Origin of the sequence: Streptomyces abikoensis (genome assembly GCF_014648775.1) — a bacterium.
In the GTDB taxonomy this organism is placed as follows: Bacteria; Actinomycetota; Actinomycetes; order Streptomycetales; family Streptomycetaceae; genus Streptomyces; species Streptomyces abikoensis.
This window is the reverse complement of the sequence record NZ_BMRT01000007.1, coordinates 130,866-144,234: the sequence shown is the minus strand read 5'-3', so window position 1 is coordinate 144,234 and position 13,369 is coordinate 130,866. Positions and strand designations below refer to the sequence as shown.

The 13,369-nt window shown below is 73.6% G+C and carries 10 protein-coding genes; 8 read left to right on the top strand and 2 right to left on the bottom strand.

Annotated features, from left to right (window positions below):
- Nucleotides 1-41 precede the first annotated feature (41 nt).
- The 8 genes from IE096_RS22310 to IE096_RS22275 all read left to right on the top strand — a co-directional run bounded on the left by IE096_RS22310 (nt 42) and on the right by IE096_RS22275 (nt 11,397).
- Nucleotides 42-950, top strand: coding sequence for a TatD family hydrolase (locus IE096_RS22310; RefSeq protein WP_189454477.1), 909 nt, complete (start codon nt 42-44; stop codon nt 948-950).
- A 645-nt stretch (nt 951-1,595) separates the two neighbouring features.
- A complete protein-coding gene (locus IE096_RS22305; RefSeq protein ID WP_373298199.1) occupies nt 1,596-2,936 on the top strand; it encodes a resuscitation-promoting factor in 1,341 nt (446 codons plus the stop codon).
- Nucleotides 2,933-3,823, top strand: coding sequence for a 16S rRNA (adenine(1518)-N(6)/adenine(1519)-N(6))-dimethyltransferase RsmA (gene rsmA, locus IE096_RS22300; protein WP_189454474.1), 891 nt, complete (start codon nt 2,933-2,935; stop codon nt 3,821-3,823). Before IE096_RS22305 ends, rsmA begins: the two co-directional genes overlap by 4 nt.
- On the top strand, nt 3,820-4,734 hold the full coding sequence (locus IE096_RS22295; RefSeq protein WP_189454473.1) for a 4-(cytidine 5'-diphospho)-2-C-methyl-D-erythritol kinase: 915 nt from the start codon (nt 3,820-3,822) through the stop codon (nt 4,732-4,734). The genes rsmA and IE096_RS22295 overlap by 4 nt, the downstream gene beginning before the upstream one ends.
- A 37-nt stretch (nt 4,735-4,771) precedes the next feature.
- Complete coding sequence (locus IE096_RS22290) at nt 4,772-6,358, top strand: FG-GAP-like repeat-containing protein (protein WP_189454472.1); 1,587 nt, start codon at nt 4,772-4,774, stop codon at nt 6,356-6,358.
- An 86-nt stretch (nt 6,359-6,444) separates the two neighbouring features.
- Entirely contained in the window at nt 6,445-8,247 is a 1,803-nt protein-coding gene (locus IE096_RS22285; RefSeq protein WP_189454471.1) for an ABC-F family ATP-binding cassette domain-containing protein, read from the top strand.
- 183 nt (nt 8,248-8,430) lie between these two features.
- A complete protein-coding gene (locus IE096_RS31880) occupies nt 8,431-10,410 on the top strand; it encodes an outer membrane protein assembly factor BamB family protein (protein ID WP_189454470.1) in 1,980 nt (659 codons plus the stop codon).
- A 237-nt stretch (nt 10,411-10,647) separates the two neighbouring features.
- Nucleotides 10,648-11,397: a response regulator transcription factor gene (locus IE096_RS22275; protein ID WP_189454469.1), complete on the top strand. Its 750-nt coding sequence runs from the start codon at nt 10,648-10,650 to the stop codon at nt 11,395-11,397.
- Here the strand turns inward: IE096_RS22275 and IE096_RS22270 are convergent.
- Nucleotides 11,336-11,575 carry a hypothetical protein gene (locus IE096_RS22270; RefSeq protein ID WP_308430372.1) on the bottom strand — a complete coding sequence of 80 codons (240 nt, stop codon included), beginning with the start codon at nt 11,573-11,575 and terminating at the stop codon, nt 11,336-11,338. The genes IE096_RS22275 and IE096_RS22270 overlap by 62 nt on opposite strands.
- A 57-nt stretch (nt 11,576-11,632) precedes the next feature.
- Complete coding sequence (locus IE096_RS22265) at nt 11,633-13,288, bottom strand: sodium:solute symporter family protein (protein ID WP_189454468.1); 1,656 nt, start codon at nt 13,286-13,288, stop codon at nt 11,633-11,635.
- Nucleotides 13,289-13,369: the final 81 nt, after the last annotated feature.

The window sequence follows — 13,369 nt, the reverse complement described above, 5'->3', positions numbered from 1 at the left end:
GCGCGCGGTTCCTGGAGTCACGCGATCTCTAGAATCACGCCATGGCATCGAACAACGGCCCGGTCAGCGGCGAGCGGAAGAACGACACCAAGGACGTCCCCCCGCCGCTCCCGGCACCGTTGGCCGTGCCCGTCGCCGACTCCCACACCCACCTCGACATGCAAGGGGGCACGGTCGAAGACGCGCTGGCCAAGGCGGCTTCCGTCGGGGTCACCACGGTGATCCAGGTGGGCTGCGACCTGGCCGGGTCGCGCTGGGCCGCGGAGACCGCCGCCGCCCACGAGGCCGTCTGGGCCACGGTGGCCCTCCACCCCAACGAGGCGCCCCGCATCGTCCTCGGCGACCCCGACGGCTGGTCCCGCCAGGGCACCCGCGAACCCGGCGGCATGCCCGCCCTGGACGCCGCGCTGGAGGAGATCGACCGGCTCGCCGCCCTGCCCCAGGTACGCGGCGTGGGGGAGACGGGCCTGGACTACTTCCGTACCGGACCCGAGGGCATGGCCGCCCAGGAGTACTCCTTCCGTCGCCACATCGACATCGCCAAGCGGCAGGGCAAGGCGCTGGTCATCCACGACCGCGAGGCCCACGAGGACGTGCTGCGCGTCCTCGCCGAGGAGGGCGCTCCCGAGCGGGTGGTCTTCCACTGCTACTCCGGCGACGCCGCCATGGCGAAGGTCTGCGCCGAGGCGGGCTACTACATGTCCTTCGCGGGCAACGTCACCTTCAAGAACGCCCAGCACCTGCGCGACGCCCTGGCCGTCGCGCCCCTCGACCTGATCCTCGTCGAGACCGACGCGCCCTTCCTGACCCCGGCCCCGTATCGCGGACGGCCCAACGCGCCCTACCTCATTCCGGTCACATTGCGCGCGATGGCCGAAGTGAAGGACATCGCCGAGGACGCCCTGGCCACGGCCGTAGCGGCCAATACCGCACGCGTCTTCGGATACTGACACCGATATTCGCGACACCGTGTGACGATACGACTTTGGTGGGTGATGGTGGCTCCGCTACAGTCCCGGGCCTAGCCGGACCTGTGGAGTGTCGTGAGTCATGCACCGGGCAGCCCCCACGCTGCACCCCGCGCCGCGACGGGTACCCCGTCGTACGACCCGTACGCGCCCCGCGAGCCGTACGGGCCGCCGCCCGAGCCGCTCGCGGCCCTCGAACCGTTCGAGGCGTACGAGCCGTACCGGCCGTACGGGCCGCAGGACACCCCCGGCCCGCCGGGCCCGCCCGAGCGCTTCGGGACGGCGTACGGGGGCCACGGCGCCGGTGCCCACGGCCACGGTGCCCACGAGGGCCACACCCCGTACGAGCCGTACGACGTGTACGAGCCCTTCGGGCAGGCACAGCTGCCCCGGCAGGCGATCGCCACTCCGGGGAGCTACGCGGGGGCCGGAGGCCCGGGGCCCTACAGCGGCTCCCAGGGCGCCGGAGTCTTTGAGGCCCCCGGCGTCCCCGGGCCTCACGGTGGCTCCGGGCCCCACGGGGCACCCGGGGATCACGGTGGCTCCGGGCCCCACGGCACCCCCGGGCCCCACGGCGCCCATGACGCCCACGGGGTCTATGGCCCCCCCGCCCCCGCCGGGGTCGCCGTGGCCGACAGCCTTCCCGTGACGGGCCCGCCCGTGATCGGCCTCGGGGCCGACGCCGACCCCGGGCCGGACCACGGCGCCGGCCCCGGCGGCGCCGTCGTGCCCGCTCCCGGGGGCCGGGCCGCCTCGCGGCGGGCGGCGGCGGCCGCGGCCGGCGGTCGCAAGCGCTCGGGGCGGAGCGCCGCCCCCCGGCCCGGGGCCGGGGCGGGCGAGCGGTCCGGGAGCCGTTCGGCGCCCCGCGAGCGGGGCGCCGAGCCGCTGCGACGGCTGCTGCCGCAGGCGCTCGTCGTGGCGTTCCTGGCCGGCGGCACGTCGGCCTTCATCGCCGGGGACAAGGCCGTCCAGCTCAGCGTCGACGGCAGGCCCCGCACCCTCCACACCTTCGCCGGCGACGTCGAGGAGCTCCTGGCCGACGAGGGCATGGCCGTCGGCGAGCACGACATCGTCGCCCCCGGCCGCCACCACGACCTGGCCTCCGGCGACCGCGTCATCGTCCGCTACGGACGGCCCGTCTCCCTCACCCTCGACGGGGAGCGCCGCCAGGTGTGGACCACCGCCCGCACCGTCGACGGCGCCCTGCGCCAGCTCGGCGTCCGGGCCGAGGGCGCCTATCTGTCCGCGTCCCGCTCCGCGCCCATCGGGCGCAAGGGCCTGGACCTGGACGTCCGCACCGAGCGCACCGTCACCTTCATGGCCGACGGCCGCGAACGCACCGTCCGCACCAACGCCGCGACCGTCCGCGAGGCCATCGAACAGGCCGGCATCGGCCTGCGCGGCGAGGACACCACCTCCGTCGACCCCGAGAGCTTCCCCCGCGAGGGCCAGACGATCTCCGTCATGCGGATCTCCGCCGACGAGGAGGTCAAGGAGGAGCCCATCGACTTCGCCACCGAGCGCCGCGAGGACCCCTCGCTCTACAAGGGCACCGAGGTCGTCGCCCAGCGCGGCGAGAAGGGCGTCGAGCGCGTCACGTACTCCCTGCGGACCGTCAACGGCGTCAAGCAGAAGCCCAAGAAGATCCGCTCCGAGGTCGTCCGCCAGCCCCGCACCGAGATCGTCAAGGTCGGCACCAAGGCCCGGCCCACCACCGTGCAGGGCGCGGAGGGGCTCAACTGGAGCGGGCTCGCGCAGTGCGAGGCGGGCGGGCGGCCCGACGCCGTCGACCCGTCCGGCACCTACGGCGGCCTGTACCAGTTCGACACCCACACCTGGCAGTCCCTCGGCGGCGCCGGCCGCCCCCAGGACGCCCCGGCCGAGGAGCAGACCATGCGGGCCAAGAAGCTGTACGTCAGCCGGGGGGCGAGTCCCTGGCCCGTGTGCGGCCGTAAACTTCACGGGTGAGCTCCAGCCCCAGCACAGACGAGTCCGGCGAGTCCGGCGCCCTGCTCGGCCCGGCCGACATCCGCGAACTGGCCGCCGCCCTCGGGGTGCGCCCCACCAAGCAGCGCGGCCAGAACTTCGTGATCGACGCCAATACGGTCCGGCGCATCGTGCGGACCGCCGAGGTGCGGCCCGACGACGTCGTCGTCGAGGTCGGGCCCGGCCTCGGGTCGCTGACCCTCGCCCTGCTGGAGGCGGCCGACCGCGTCACGGCGGTCGAGATCGACGACGTGCTGGCCGCCGCGCTGCCGGGGACGATCGCCGAGCGGCTGCCCGAGCGCGCCGACCGCTTCGCGCTCGTCCACAGCGACGCCATGCACGTGCAGGAGCTGCCCGGCCCGGCGCCCACCGCCCTCGTGGCCAACCTGCCCTACAACGTCGCCGTGCCCGTGCTGCTGCACATGCTGGACCGGTTCCCCAGCATCGAGCGCACCCTCGTCATGGTCCAGGCCGAGGTCGCCGACCGTCTCGCCGCCAAGCCCGGCAACAAGGTCTACGGCGTCCCCTCGGTCAAGGCCAACTGGTACGCCGAGGTCAAGCGGGCCGGCGCCATCGGCCGCAACGTCTTCTGGCCCGCGCCGAACGTCGACTCCGGCCTCGTCTCGCTGGTCCGCCGCGACAAGCCCATCGACACGACGGCCACCAAGGCCGAGGTCTTCGCCGTCGTCGACGCCGCCTTCGCCCAGCGCCGCAAGACGCTGCGCGCCGCGCTGGCCGGCTGGGCCGGCTCGGCCGCCGCGGCCGAGGCCGCGCTGGTCGCCGCCGGGATCTCCCCGCAGGCCCGCGGCGAGGCGCTGACCGTCCACGAGTTCGCCGCCATCGCCGAGAAGAAGGGCGCCGCGCAGTGACCACCGCGTCCGTGACGGTCCGCGTCCCCGCGAAGGTCAACGTCCAGCTCGCCGTCGGCCCGCTGCGCCCCGACGGCTTCCACGACCTGGCCAACGTCTTCCTGGCCGTCGGCCTGTACGACGAGGTCACCGTCCGCCCCGCCGACGAGCTGCGCGTCACCTGCTCCGGCCCGGACGCCGACAAGGTCCCCCTGGACCGCACCAACCTGGCCGCCCGCGCGGCCCTCGCCCTCGCGGCCCGCCACGGGCGCGAGGCGAACGTCCACATCCATATCGACAAGGACATCCCCGTCGCGGGCGGCATGGCCGGCGGCAGCGCGGACGGCGCGGGCGCCCTCCTCGCCTGCGACGCCCTGTGGGGCACCGGCGCCTCCCGCGAGGAGCTCCTGGAGATCTGCGCGGAGCTCGGCAGCGACGTGCCCTTCAGCCTCGTCGGCGGCGTGGCCCTCGGCCGCGGCCGGGGCGAGCTGCTGACCCCGCTGGAGGCGGGCGGCACCTTCTCCTGGGTGTTCGCCGTCGCCGACGGCGGCCTGTCCACCCCGGCCGTCTACGCCGAGTGCGACCGGCTGCGCGGCACCACGCCCGTCCCCGACCCGGAGCCGTCGGCCGCCCTGCGGGACGCCCTGCGCACCGGCGACGCGACGGCGCTGGCGGCCGCCGTGAGCAACGACCTCCAGCCGGCCGCCGTCTCCCTGCGCCCGTCGCTCGCCGCGACGCTGGCGGCGGGCGAGGAGGCCGGCGCCCTGGCCGCCATGGTCTCCGGCTCCGGCCCGACGACGGCGTTCCTGACCGCCGGTGAGGCGGAGGCCGAGAAGGTGGCCGACGCGCTGCGCTCCTCCGGCACCTGCCGGGCGGTCCGCGTCACCTCCGGCCCGGTGCCGGGAGCGACGGTGGTGGCGCGCGGGGCGTAGCGGGACGTCGGCGGCGGACCTGATACATGTCGGCGATGTGAAGATCAGATCCCATCCCCGCCGCGGCCGCGCGGCGAGACTCGCCGCGCCCCTGCTGGGCGCGGCACTGATACCCGCCCTGCTCGCCGCCGCCCCCGCTACGGCCGCGCCCGCCGCCCAGGACTGGAAGGTGCCCCGGCTCTCGGTCATGCCGCTGGGCGACTCCATCACCTGGGGCGTCGGCAGCTCCCAGGGCGACGGCTACCGCGTCGCCCTGCGCGACCGGCTGGCCCCCCACGCCGGCGACCTGCGGTTCGTGGGCTCCGTACAGCGGAACGGCCAGAACAACGAGGGCCACCCCGGCTGGCAGATCGACGACCTCTCCGAGAACGTCGAGCAGTGGCTCGCCGCCGCCCACCCCAATGTCGTCCTGCTGAACATCGGTACCAACGACATCGACCGGGACACGGACGCGCAGCGCGCGCCCGCCCGCCTCGGCCACCTGGTCGACCAGATCACCACCGCCGCCCCCGGCGTCACCGTCCTCGTCTCCTCCCTGGTCCCGCACAAGGACCACGGCGCCCAGCAGCGTGTCGACGCGTACAACGCCGCCCTCCCCGGCCTGGTCGCCGAGCGCCGGGCGAAGGGCGCGAGCGTCGGCTACGTGTCCATGGGCGCCGTCACCGCTCCCGACGACCTGAACGACCGGCTGCACCCCGGCGACGGCGGCTTCGCGAAGATGGCCGACGCCTTCTACCAGGGCGTCGCCAAGGCCGCCGCCGACGGCTGGATCCGTGAGTCCGTCGACGTGCTGCCCGCCCCGCCCCGGCCCGTGCCGCGCGGCGACCACCGCGTCGACATCGACGGCGACGGCAAGGCCGACTACGTGGTCGTCGAACGCGACGGTACGGTCCGCGCCTGGCGCAACAGGGGCGGCGGCCGCGACGAATGGGACGACCTCGGACGGATCGCCACCGGCGTCCCCGGAGCCTCCGGCCGTGACGTCCGGTTCGCGGACATCGACGGCGACGGCAAGGCCGACTACCTCGTCGTCGGCGCCGACGGCTCCGTCCGGGCCTGGCGGAACGCCGGCGGCGGCCGCGACGACTGGTCGCCCTACGGGCTGATCGCCACCGGCGTTCCCGGCGCCACCGGCGACCAGGTCCGCTTCGCCGACATCGACGGTGACGGCAAGGCCGACTACGTACTCGTCGGCGCCGACGGCTCCCTGCGCGCCTGGCGGAACGACGGCGGCCGCGACGCGTGGACCTCCCTCGGCGTGATCGCCGACGGCACCGGCGTGCCCGGCCCCGACGTCCGCCTCGCCGACCTCGACGGCGACCGCAAGGCCGACTACATCGCCCTCCAGGCCGACGGCTCCGTCCGCGCCTGGCACAACAACGACGGCCGCGGCGGCTGGACCGCCCTCGGCACGATCGCCACCGGCGTTCCCGGCGCCCGCTCCGACCAGGTCCGCTTCTCCGACGTCGACGGGGACGGCAAGGCCGACTACGTCGTCGTCGACGACGACAACGGCCTCCGAGCCTGGCGCAACGCCGGCGGCGACGGCCACGGCGGCTGGCCCGCCTACGGACGGATCGCCGGGGGCTTCGGCAACGGCAGCAGCGGACGTATCCGCATCTGACCCCGGGGCCCCGGGCCTGGGTCCGGGGCCCCGCTCCCGGCGTGGGATCCTGGGAGGAGTCCCACGAATCAAGGAGCGGCAGCGGCATGGCAGCCAACCTGGTCAATCTGGAAGCCGTCGACAAGGTGTACGGCACGCGTGCGCTGCTCGACGGCATCTCCCTCGGGGTGAACGAGGGCGACCGGATCGGCGTCGTCGGCCGCAACGGTGACGGCAAGACCACGCTCATCCGCATCCTCGCCAAGCTGGAGGACGCCGACAAGGGTCGCGTCACCCACGCCGGTCACGTGCGCATGGGCGTCCTCACCCAGCACGACTCCCTCGACCCGGCCGCGACCGTGCGGCACGAGGTCCTCGGGGACATGGCCGACCACGAGTGGGCCGGCGACGCCAAGATCCGCGACGTGCTCACCGGCCTGTTCGGCGGCCTCGACCTGCCGGCCTTCCCGCAGGGCCTCGACACCGTCATCGGCCCGCTCTCCGGCGGCGAGCGCCGCCGCATCGCGCTGGCCAAGCTGCTCATCTCCGAGCAGGACCTCATCGTCCTGGACGAGCCCACCAACCACCTCGACGTCGAGGGCATCTCCTGGCTGGCCGGCCACCTCCAGGCCCGCCGCTCGGCCCTGGTGTGCGTCACCCACGACCGCTGGTTCCTCGACCAGGTCTGCACCCGCATGTGGGACGTCCAGCGCGGCACCGTCCACGAGTACGAGGGCGGCTACAGCGACTACGTCTTCGCCCGCGCCGAGCGGGAGCGGATCGCCGCCACCGAGGAGGCCAAGCGGCAGAACCTGATGCGCAAGGAGCTCGCCTGGCTGCGCCGCGGCGCCCCCGCCCGCACCAGCAAGCCCCGCTTCCGCATCGAGGCCGCCAACGAGCTCATCGCGGACGTGCCGCCGCCGCGCGACACCTCCGAGCTGATGAAGTTCGCCAGCTCCCGGCTGGGCAGGACCGTCTTCGACCTGGAGGACGTCACCGTCCAGGCCGGCCCCAAGTCGCTCATCGAGCACCTCACCTGGCAGCTGGGCCCCGGCGACCGCGTCGGCCTCGTCGGCGTCAACGGCGCCGGCAAGACCTCGCTGCTGCGCACCCTCGCCGAGGCCGCCCGCACCCAGGGCGAGAAGCAGCCTGCGGCCGGCAAGGTCGTCGTCGGCAAGACCGTGAAGCTCGCCTACCTCTCCCAGGAGGTCGCCGAACTCGACCCGACGAAGCGCGTCCTGGAGGCCGTCCAGCAGATCCGCGACCGCGTCGACCTCGGCAAGGGCCGGGAGATGACCGCCGGACAGCTCTGCGAGAAGTTCGGCTTCACCAAGGAGAAGCAGTGGACGCCCGTCGGCGACCTCTCCGGCGGTGAGCGCCGCCGCCTGCAGATCCTGCGGCTGCTGATGGACGAGCCCAACGTCCTCTTCCTCGACGAGCCCACCAACGACCTCGACATCGAGACCCTCACCCAGCTCGAGGACCTCCTCGACGGCTGGCCCGGCTCGATGGTCGTCATCAGCCACGACCGGTACTTCGTCGAGCGCACCACGGACCGCGTCTACGCGCTGCTCGGCGACCGGGCGCTGCGGATGCTGCCGCGCGGCCTCGACGAGTACCTGGAGCGCCGTCAGCGCGTCATCGAGGCCGCCGCGCCGGCCGCCCCGGCCGCGCCCGCCGCCGTCAAGGCCAAGCCCGCCGCCGACGCCCGCGCGGCGAAGAAGGAACTCCAGAAGATCGAGCGCCGCCTGGACCGCATCAGCGAGCAGGAGGCCAAGCTCCACGCGAGGATCGCCGAGCAGGCGACGGACTTCGAGGCCGTGGCCAAGCTCGACGCCGAGCTGCGGGAACTGGCCGACGAGCGCGACGAGCTGGAGATGCGCTGGCTCGAACTCGCCGAGGACGCCTGAGACCGTAAGGCGCCGTCAGGCGCAACAGTCTCGTCACGGGCCGGTCTCAGGTGGTGGATACATCCGAGATCGGCCCTTGGGGTGTCCGCGCCGGGTGGTACAAAGAACACCCGCTCGCCTGCCGCACACTGGCGGGATTCATGCGGTGCAGGAAGCCCCGGTCGCGCGTAAAGAGGAAAGCTGATGTCACAGCCGCCGCAGCCCCCCCAGCCACCGCAGGGACCGCCGGGCGGCGGCTTCGGCGCACCCCAGGACCCCCGGGGCGGCTTCGGCGCCCCGCAGCCGCCGCAGGGCCCGCCCCCGGGCGCCGCCCCGCAGGCCCCGCCGCCCACCATGGTCAGCCCGCCCGTGCCCCCGCCCGCCGGCGCGCCCCAGCAGCCCCCGCAGCCGCCGCAGGCGGGTGCGGCCCCGCAGACCCCGCCCCAGGCCCCGCCGCCCACCATGCTGAGCACGCCCGCGGTCCCGCCGCCGGGCGCCCCGCAGAACCCCCCGCCGGGTGCCCCCGCGGTCCCGCCCGCCCCGGGCGCGGCCCCGCAGGCCCCGCCGTCCGCCGCCCCCGGCGGCTACGGCTACCCGGCCGCCCCCGCCGCTCCCGGCTACGGCTACCCCGGCCCGGCCGGCGCCCCCGGCGGTTACGGCTACCCCGGCGCCCCCGGTGCGCCCGGCGTTCCCGGCCAGCCGCAGCCGCAGTACGGCGGGTACGGGCCCACCGCCCAGTTCCCCGCCGGCGCGCCCACCGGAGCCCCGGGCGGCAACGGCCCCAAGAAGCGGATGGCGCTCATCGCCGGCGCGGTCGCCGCGGTACTGGTCGTCGCCGGCGGCGGCATCTGGTTCGCCACCAAGGGCGGCGGCGGTGACGACGGCAAGAAGACCGAGGCCAACTCCGGCGCCGGCACCCAGGGCGGCCAGGCCCAGGGCGGCGGCGGCAAGGCCCCCAAGACCGTCGACGGCAAGCTGCTCTTCACCGTCGACCAGCCCAAGGCCGACGACCTCATCAGCGTCAAGGGCATGTGGGCGACGGACAAGGTCTTCGCCAAGGCCGACATCTACAAGATCGTCGGCTATGGCCTCTCCGGCGGCAAGCAGTGGGAGGTCCCGCTCGACGGCGAGGTCTGCTGGCCGTCCCAGCAGACCACGGCCGACGGCAAGACCGCGCTGGTCGTCAAGGACAGCAAGGCCAACAACGCCCAGTGCACCCAGGTCGTCGCCCTCGACCTGAACAACGGGAAGAAGCTCTGGCAGAAGTCCGCCAAGAGCGGCGACCAGGACCTCCGCTTCGGCGAGGTCACCATCGGCGGCGGCACCGTCGCCGCGGGCGGCACGGCGGGCGGCGCCGCCTGGTCGCTGGACGGCGGCAAGGAGCTGTGGAAGCCCAAGCCGGGCGACGACTGCCGGGACGACGGCTACGGCGGCGGCTCCAAGCTCGTCGCGGTCCGCCGCTGCGGCGACTACGCGCGCCCCCAGATGCAGGTGCAGACGCTCGACCCGGCGTCGGGCGCGCCCAAGTCCGTCTACAAGGCCCCCGCCGGCCTCCAGTGGGTGCACATCGCGTCCACCGACCCGCTGGTCATCGCGGTCGACGCCGGAGGGGACAAGGGCAGCGGCGCCTCCGACTTCCTGGCGATCGACGACAGCGCCACCGACGGCAAGCTGCGCTCCAAGATCTCCACGGGCAACGGCGGATTCACGCCGAAGTGCCCCTCGACGAACGTCGAGGGCTGCACCAAGCTCGCCGTCACCAAGGACACCCTCTTCCTGCCCTCCGAGGAGCACTCCAGCGGCAACGCCCAGCAGGTCGGCCGCGTCAACGAGATCGTCGGGTTCGACCTGGCCACCGGCCAGTCCCGGGGCAAGGCCGAGGGCCTTCCGGGGTCCACGCTGACCCCGCTGGGCGTCGACAAGGACGGCTACCCCATCGGCTACCAGGACCCGACCTACAAGGCCGGCGGCCAGGTGGTCCGGATCGATCCGAAGTCGTTCAAGACCGATGTCCTGCTGAAGAATCCGGCCGCGTCGGCGCAGAGCGAGCGCATGCTCTCGCCGACCATCCAGCCGACCCTCTGGTCCCAGGGCCGCCTCTACTTGGGCGGCAGTTTCGCCAACAAGCCCAGCTCCGTGAGTTTCGGGAAGCAGTATCTGGTGATGATTTTCGGCGGTAGTTGATACTGATCGCTTGACGAGCACTCCAGCCGTATCCCTGCCCACCGCGTGTGCATGCCTGAACGATCCGTTTCAGTCGCGAAGTACACGTGATTGGCAGGGATTTCGGCATTCCGGGGGACTTCTCACCGGTAAGGGGCGCGGAACGTCGAACAAGCGTGTAGCTTCCCGGGCAAGAGGGTGCCGGGGAGACGTGCGCGAGCGGCAGTGGGCGGCAGCGGGCGACAGGGGGGAAGCTCAATGGGCGTGCGGCTCATGGTCGTCGACGACCATCGTCTGCTGGCCGAGGCCCTCGCCTCGGCACTGAAGTTGCGCGGGCACCGCGTACTGGCCGCGGCCGCGCCCAGCGCCGGCGCGGCCGACCTGGTGATCAGCCGCGCCCCCGAGGTGTGCCTGCTGGGCACGGCGTCCCCGGCCGAGCCGGGCGCCTTCGACCCGGTCGTCCGGATCAAACGGGAGCGCCCCCAGGTCGCCGTCGTCGTGCTCGGCCCCGTGCCGAGCCCCCTGGGCATCGCGGCCGCCTTCGCCGCCGGCGCCTCCGGCTACGTCCGCCACAACGAACGCATCGAAGGCGTCGAACGGGCCATGATGAAGGCCCGCGCCGGCGAGGCCGCCGTGGAGCCCCAGCTGCTCCAGGGCGCCTTCACCGAGCTCCTCAACCCCGCCACCCAGCCCGACGACGAGGGCGCCCGGCTGCTCCAGCTGCTCACCCCGCGCGAGGTCGAGGTCCTGGTGCGGGTCGCCGAGGGCGAGGACACCCGGCTGATCGCCGCGGGCATGGGGATAGCGCCCAGCACGGCCCGCACCCACGTCCAGCGCGTCCTGATGAAGCTCGGGGTGGGCTCGCGGCTGGAGGCGGCCGCCCTGGCCGCCCGTACGGGCCTGCTGGACCGCGCCACGGGCGGCGCCGCGAGCGCCCCCGCGCCGGTCAGCCCTCCCCGTCCCCCGGGCCCTCCCCGGGGGGTGCCGGGTCAGCAGGGCGGCGGCTGAGCCAGAGGAAGAGCCCGCCGAACGCGAGCATGCCGAGACCGGCCCAGAGGTTGACGTTCACCCCCTGGGCCTTGCGCAGGTCCGCGTCGGAGGCGGCCAGACCGGCGGCGGTGAGCAGCAGCCCGTAGCCGGTGAACAGGCCGCCGATGACCCGCCGTATGTCGAAGGCGCTCTTCACAGCGTTCTCCTCGATCGAGAGGGTTCTGCACAGAGGGGTTCTACAGACAGAGGAGTCCTACAGCGAGAAGGGGACGTAGCAGAGGGCGGCCAGGAGCACGGCGCCCCAGCCGAGCGGCGCGGGCCTCCGGTACCAGGCGGTCCCGCCCTCGACGGGCGCGGCGGCCGTCCCGTACACCAGCCCCGTCAGCGCCCCGGCGGGCCTCGGCTCGGTGACGAGCGAGACCACGAGCATCACGACGGCCGCGACGGCGAACGCCACGATGGACGAGACGAAGTTGGCGCCCTGGTCCGTGGGGATGCCGATGACGCCCCGCCGGTACAGCCAGAAGTAGTTGACCATCGCGGCCGCCGTGCCCGACAGCAGCCCCCAGAAGCCCGCCGCGGTCGTGGCCCGCCTCCAGAACATCCCGATGACGAAGACCGCGAAGAGCGGCACGTTGAAGAACGAGAACAGCGTCTGCAGATAATTCATGATGTTGGAGAAGGACGAGGCGATGAACGCCGTGCCCATCCCCGCGAACACGCCGAGCGCCGTCACCACGCGGCCGGTCGCCAGGTAGTACGCGTCGGGGCGGCCCGGCCGTACGTACGCCCGCCAGATGTCGCTGGTGAAAACGGTGTTGAAGGACGACACGTTGGCGGCCATGCCCGCCATGAACGCCGCGAGCAGGCCCGTCACCGCGACGCCCAGCATGCCGTTGGGCAGCAGGTCGCGCATCAGCACGGGGATGGCGTCGTTGTAGCTCAGCCCGCCGCCGGCCCGGCCCAGGGACGGCTCCAGCACCAGGGCGATCAGCCCCGGCACGACCACCACCAGCGGGACCAGCAGCTTGGGGAAGGCGGCGATCAGCGGCGTCCGCCGCGCCGCGCCCAGGTCCTTCGCGGACAGCGCCCGCTGCACCTCGGCGAAGTTCGTCGTCCAGTACCCGAAGCTCATCACGAAGCCCAGCCCCAGCACGATGGTCAGCCAGTTGGCGCCCAGCGGATTGGCGTGGCCGATGCCCGTACCGCCCCAGGCGCTCAGGAAGTCCTCGCCCCGCTCGGCGGAGAGCGCGTCCCACAGCCCGCCCGGCCCGCCGACGCGCGCGAGGCCCACGGCCGTCAGCGGCACCAGCGCCGCCAGGATGACGAAGAACTGCAGGACCTCGTTGTAGATCGCGGAGGACAGCCCGCCGAGCGTGATGTACGCCAGGACGAAGAGCCCCGCGACGACGATCGCCACGCCCTGCGGCCAGCCCAGCAGCGCCCGCAGCACGAGCGCCAGCGCGTAGAGGTTGACGCCCGCGATCAGCACCGACGACACCGCGAAGATCACCGAGGAGAGCAGGTGCGAGGCGGGCCCGAAGCGCCGCAACAGGAACTCGGGCACCGAGCCGACCCTCGACCCGTAGTAGAACGGCATCATCACCAGACCCAGGAAGACCATGGCCGGTATCGCCCCGATCCAGTACCAGTGCACGGTGTACACGCCGTACTGCGCGCCGTTGGCGGCCATGCCCAGGATCTCGGTGGCACCGAGGTTGGCGGCGACGAACGCGAGCCCGGTGATCCAGGCGGGCAGGGACCGGCCGGAGAGGAAGAAGTCCAGGCTGGTGCGGACCGAACGGCGCGCCGCGACGCCGATGCCCAGGACCACGGCGAAGTAGCTCGCGAGGATGACGTAGTCGAGCCAGTTGACGGGGAGCCGCAGACTCTCGGCCGAATAGCGCATGCTTCACCTCTCGGTCGCCGGGGCGCTGTTGACCGTGCTGTCGGGTCATGATTCCTTGTGTGCGGTTATGTGTGAAGGTGT